Here is a 4,427-nt window from a genome sequence, read left to right on the forward strand (position 1 = left end):
CCGATTCGGGTGGCCCAAATTGTTGGTAAAATGGTTGGCGGTGGTGTTGAGGCGGTAGTGATGAATTACTACCGCCACATCGACCGCAGTAAAGTGCAGTTCGATTTCCTTGTCGACGAGGATTCCACGCGTGTTCCCGAAGAGGAAATCATCGCCTTAGGAGGTCGTGTATTCCGCATACCGCCGTACCAGCATCCGATTCGCTACCGTCGTGAGCTGATTCGTCTTATGCGTGAACAGCAGTGGCCGATTGTGCACAGCAATATCAATACGTTGAGCGTGTTCCCGCTATCGGCGGCGAAGAAGGTTGGAGTGCCGGTGCGTATCGCGCATTCTCATTCAACTATGGGCAAAGGCGAGTTCGCGAAGAACGTGATGAAACTTGTGTTGCGTCCGTTCGCCAATGTGTATCCAACGGTTCGTTTTGCATGCAGTCGTTATGCAGGAAAATGGTTATTTGGCAAAAATGCGGATTTTACCGTGATTCCTAATGCTATCGAATTGGATAAATTCCGTTTTAATGCTGAAACGCGTAAACAAACACGTAAAGAGCTCGGCATTTCGGATGATACGTTCCTGATCGGTCATGTTGGACGTTTCATGCCACAGAAGAATCAGACGTTTCTGGTTGATGTGCTTATGGGGCTGCTTCCTAAACGCCCTGATGCCATGCTCGCCTTCGTCGGTGATGGTCCTGATAAGCCTGCGGTTCAACAACATGTTGAAGAACTCGGTATGGCTGATCATGTGCTGTTCCTCGGTCAACGCTCGGATGTCAATCGTCTATACCAGGCGTTCGATGCGTTCTGTCTTCCCAGTCTTTATGAAGGATTGGGCATAGTTGCTGTTGAAGCTCAGGTCGCGGATTTGCCTTGCTTGCTGTCCGATGTTGTTCCTTCGGAAGCGGATGTAACCGCTAGCTCCTATTTTCTGCAGATTACTGATGTAAAGCCTTGGATTGAAACGCTGTCAAACTTGCATTCCTCGAAGCGCTCAGATCAAATTAGCGGTGACATCGAAGAATACGATATCCAACGATGTGCAAACAGCTTGGTAAAAAAATATGAATCATTTATCTGCAAATAAGAGGAACGGGAAGTGAAGATGAATCCACGTGTTGCTGTTATTACTTCCGGTTACTTGCCGGTTCCTAACGTGCTTGGTGGCGCGGTCGAAGCGTTGGACATGATGATGGTCCGAGAGAATGAGAAGACCACGAATTTTGAGTTCACGGTTTTCTCTTCCTGGGCACCTGGTGTTGATAAAGTCATTCGTGATGGTGCTTTTCAACATACTGATTTTCGCTTTATCAAAACGCCAATGCTAGTAAAGGCTGCCGATCGGTGCATTTACTGGGCCGCGAAATATATTCTTCGCAAGAAGAAACTCATGAGCTACCGGTATATCGCGCAACGTTTGTGGTACATCCACAAGGTGGCCAAAGCGCTGAGTAAAGATGATACGAACGGCCAAGCGCCATTCGATAAGGTCATGATCGAAAATCATCCCACATTGTTCATGCCCATGCAGAAGTACGGCAATGCTGAACGTTATGCAGACAAGGTATATTACCACCTGCACAATGAAGTGACCAATGACTTCGGCTGTAAGCACGAGATTGCCCAAGTCAAGAAGGTACTTGGTGTCTCTAATTACATTGTGAACACGCTTGACAAGTTCCTTCGCGAGCATGGCGAGGACGGACTCAAACCTGAGCAGAAGGCTGTGTGGCGCAATGGTGTTGACACTAGCCGTTTTGGATCTGATGAGGCAAAGCATAAGGCCAAAGCTTTCCGTGCGAAATACGGAATCAGTGATGGTGATATTGTGTTCCTGTTTTCCGGGCGCCTTACCCCGGAAAAGGGTGCTGAAGAATTGCTAGAAGCTTTTGTGCAGGTCGCGGATCAAGTTCCTCGTGTGAAGTTAGTTGTTGCTGGTGCATTCTTCTTCAACTCGACCATTAGGAGTCCCTTTGAACAGAAACTTCATGATCTTGCCTCCCAGCCTAAAGTTGAAGGGAAGATTGTATTCACTGGTTTTGTTGGCTACGACGATATGCCTGCCCTGTATGAGATAGCTGATGTATGCGTGCTGCCCAGCATTTGGGATGATCCGGCGCCACTGGCAGTGATTGAAAGCCTGGTCTCTGGGAAACCGCTGATTACTACCAAGTCTGGTGGCATTTCGGAATATGCTCTGTGTGATGGTTCTTTTATTGTGTCCCGTGATGATCAACTTGTTTCGAACTTAGCTAAGCGTATGTTGCAATTGGGAACTAACCCAGAGTTGCGTCTCAAGATGGGAGAAGCTGCTTATGAACGAGGACATCGTTTTTCTGAGTCGTTTTACTTTGATGAGCTTTGCAAAATCTTGAGCAATAACTAAAATGTATAAGAATCGTTTAATCTAGGGAATGAAAATGGGAAAATGCTTACTTGTTTCAGTTATTGTTCCTGTATATAACGTTAAGCCTTATCTTAATAAATGTATTGAGTCAATTGTTAAGCAGAGCTATCGTAACCTTGAGATTATCCTTATTGACGATGGTTCTGACGATGGCTCTTCTGAAATCTGCGATTTGTGGTCCCTCAGAGATGGTAGAATTCGAGTCATCCATCAAGAAAACAGAGGGCTATCGGGCGCTCGTAATAGTGGCATAGATGTTTCATCTGGTGATTACATTCTGTTTGTTGATTCAGACGATTTGGTTGGACCTGATCTTGTCTCTCATTGCATAGAGGTAATGAGCCAGACAGATAGTGATGTTTGTGTATTCAGATTCAATAATGTTTCTGAAAATGGTAAGGAATGTACTGATTCTCGATATAAAGAGCTGTTTCCTAAGGAAAAAACACTTTCTCCTCGGGATGCAATCAAACAAATCTTACTTATGAGATTACCTAACTATGCCTGGTCCTATATGTCAAGAGCAAGTTTATTAAAAGGGAAAGTTTATTTTCCCCAAGGTAAAGTTATGGAAGACCTTGCGACAACGTATTTGATCTGGGGAGGCGCCTCCCGGATAGCTTTCCTAGACGAGGCATGCTATTTCTATAGAGTAAGATCCGGGTCAATCCTTGCTTCGAAGAATATAAAATTCATTCATGATTGCAAAGATAATTTAGAACAGTTGACAAGGGATTTGAGGCAGCTATATCCTGAGTTATATACCGATGCTGTAAATATGTTTATACAATATTTAATTAATTTCTTATTTATTCTATATCAAAATAAAAAAGACTCTCCTGATGCTGTATATCGAAATGAAACTAAGAATGTCAAACGAGAGATCGGGCATCAAATTAATAATATAGGATTGGCTGGAGTTTCAACATTAAATATTGTTAAATTAATATTTATTAGACTTGGTTTACTTCGCATAATGGTTTCTATATCTAATTTAAGAAATAAAAGGGTTTGAGACGATGCTTCTTTCCGTTCCTTTTTTCCTCGTCTTCTTATTTTCTTTTTTATTACAAGTTAGTGTGATATTTTTTTTCCGACAGTATAAATATATATATATCTATGCAATTTCTCTTGTATATCTATTAACAAGTTTTGCTTTTTCTGTTCTCGGTTATTGTTCACACGGAACTGGGGGGATTGATAATGATTATCGACGTATCATTTCTGAGATAAGCTTGTCTCAGGCGCATGGCCTGAGCTTTCTTCTTGGTAATAGTTACCAAACCTCGCCTTTATCAGGAGTTTATCTTTACCTAATTGGAAAGACTGGTGATTATGAATTAGTAAAATTTGTATCTGTCTTTATTTTTATGACATGCTTATTTTATACAAGTTTGATAATGCAGAAAATTTGTCTTTCGCCGTATGCCGTTACTTTTGCTCTAGCTTTAGTTATTTCTTCTCTTGATTTTACTACGGGCTTATTATCGAATATACGTTTTTGCCTTGGTTCTTCGGTTCTTCTGGTTGGCTTAATTCGTCTGACGTTTATTAAGCGCAATAGACTACTGTCTTTGCTCTTTGTTGTATGTGCTTGCATGTTTCATATTGGACTTTCACTTATTGTTCTTGTGTATTTAATTTGTATTTTGCTGGCTAAGAAGTCAGATTTATTGACTTTCGTTCTTTGTGGCTTAGGCAGTGCTTTTGTACCCATATTGGCAAAGTTGCTTATTCCTTACATAGGTGGCATGGCAACTAAAGTCTGGCTTTATTTTAGCGAAGATCAAGTCAATACATCATATACTCCTAAATTAATGTTTTATTACAAATTAATTGTTGTTTTTGTATTTATCTTTTCATTTATGTCTATAAAAAAAATAAACAATGCTTCTTCTTCGATGAAGAGTTATACTTCTTTGAGCTTCTATCGTAAATTTGTTGTTTCACTTTCGATTTTCGCTTTTGTATACAGTTTTGTGTCCTTTACATTTACTTATTACGCAATGATTATCTCATTC

At 41.2% G+C, this 4,427-nt stretch carries 4 protein-coding genes; all 4 read left to right on the plus strand.

The window, feature by feature from the left end:
- The coding region (locus Q0526_RS07840) for a glycosyltransferase family 1 protein (protein ID WP_298732281.1) at nt 1-1,086 on the plus strand (1,086 nt) is incomplete at its 5' end.
- An 18-nt stretch (nt 1,087-1,104) separates the two neighbouring features.
- The gene (locus Q0526_RS07845; RefSeq protein ID WP_298732284.1) at nt 1,105-2,385 is read left to right on the plus strand and encodes a glycosyltransferase family 4 protein; all 1,281 of its coding nucleotides are present in this window, start codon (nt 1,105-1,107) and stop codon (nt 2,383-2,385) included.
- A gap of 34 nt (nt 2,386-2,419) precedes the next feature.
- Nucleotides 2,420-3,421 (plus strand): glycosyltransferase, encoded by a 1,002-nt coding sequence (locus Q0526_RS07850; RefSeq protein WP_298732282.1) that lies wholly within the window; start codon nt 2,420-2,422, stop codon nt 3,419-3,421.
- Nucleotides 3,422-3,425: 4 nt separating this feature from the next.
- Nucleotides 3,426-4,427 (plus strand): hypothetical protein (locus Q0526_RS07855; RefSeq protein WP_298732283.1); only part of this gene is annotated, 1,002 nt, incomplete at its 3' end.

The sequence above is a fragment of the uncultured Subdoligranulum sp. genome (genome assembly GCF_937890665.1).

Excerpts from the sequence above, each read along its gene's own strand:
- Q0526_RS07850 (WP_298732282.1), top strand. The coding sequence starts at position 2,420 with ATGGGAAAATGCTTACTTGTTTCAGTTATTGTTCCTGTATATAACGTT.
- Q0526_RS07845 (WP_298732284.1), top strand. The coding sequence starts at position 1,105 with ATGAATCCACGTGTTGCTGTTATTACTTCCGGTTACTTGCCGGTTCCT.